This is a genomic window from Arthrobacter sp. 10L430 (genome assembly GCF_056395245.1).
In genome coordinates this window covers 1-989 of record NZ_JBFTJD010000063.1, presented here as the reverse complement: position 1 = coordinate 989, position 989 = coordinate 1, and the positions used below count along the sequence as shown (strand labels likewise).

At 67.6% G+C, this 989-nt stretch carries 1 protein-coding gene; it reads right to left on the bottom strand.

The annotated features are described in order from the left end of the window. A partial coding sequence (gene mmsA, locus AC1DDG_RS21665) for a CoA-acylating methylmalonate-semialdehyde dehydrogenase (RefSeq protein WP_476877698.1) occupies positions 1-989 on the bottom strand: 989 nt, incomplete at both ends.

Genomic DNA, 989 nt, shown 5'->3' with positions numbered 1-989 from the left:
ATTTCCTCGGTGTAGGCGGTCATTTCGGTCTTGACGTGGTCCAGGACGGTGGGGCCGACCCAGAAGCCGTCCTCGTGGCCGGGGACCACCAGGTCGCGGCCGTCCACCACCATGGCCGCGCCGGCGGCTTCGGCTTCGGTGACGATCTTGACGATGCGTTCCTTGGAGGCGGGGGTGATGACCGGGCCCATTTCGGCGTCGGGCGCGGTGCCGTTGTTGACCTTGACGGCGAGGGCACGCTCTTCGACCTTCTTGACCAGCAGTTCGGCGGCATCGCCGACGGCGACGGCGACGGAGATGGCCATGCAGCGTTCGCCCGCGGAACCGAAGGCGGCGGCGGCGAGGTGGTCGGCGGCGTTGTCGAGGTCGGCGTCGGGCATCACGATCGCGTGGTTCTTCGCACCGCCCAGGGCCTGGACCCGCTTGCCGTGCTTGGTGGCGGTCTCGTGGACGTACTGGGCGATCGGGGTGGATCCGACGAAGGAGATGCCGTCCACGTCCGGGTGGGTCAGGAGTCCGTTAACGGTCTCCTTGTCGCCGTGCAGGACCTGGAAGACGCCGTCGGGCAGGCCTGCCTGCTTCCACAGCTTGGCCAGCAGCATCGAGGCGGAGGGGTCGCGCTCGGAGGGCTTGAGGATGAAGGCGTTGCCGGTGGCGATGGCCATCGGCGCCATCCACAGCGGCACCATCACGGGGAAGTTGAACGGGGTGATGCCGGCGACGACGCCGAGCGGCTCGCGGAAGGAGAAGACATCAATCCCGGTGGAAACCTGGTCCGAGTAGTCACCTTTGAGCAGGGTCGGGATGCCGCAGGCGAACTCGATGACCTCCAGGCCGCGGCCGATCTCGCCCTTCGCATCGGAGAGGACCTTGCCGTGCTCGGCGGTGATCAGCTCGGCGAGCTCGTCCACGTGGGAGGCGACGAGTTCGCGGAACTTGAACAGCACCCCGGTGCGCTTGGCCAGGGAAATGTCACCCCAGGAGTCGGC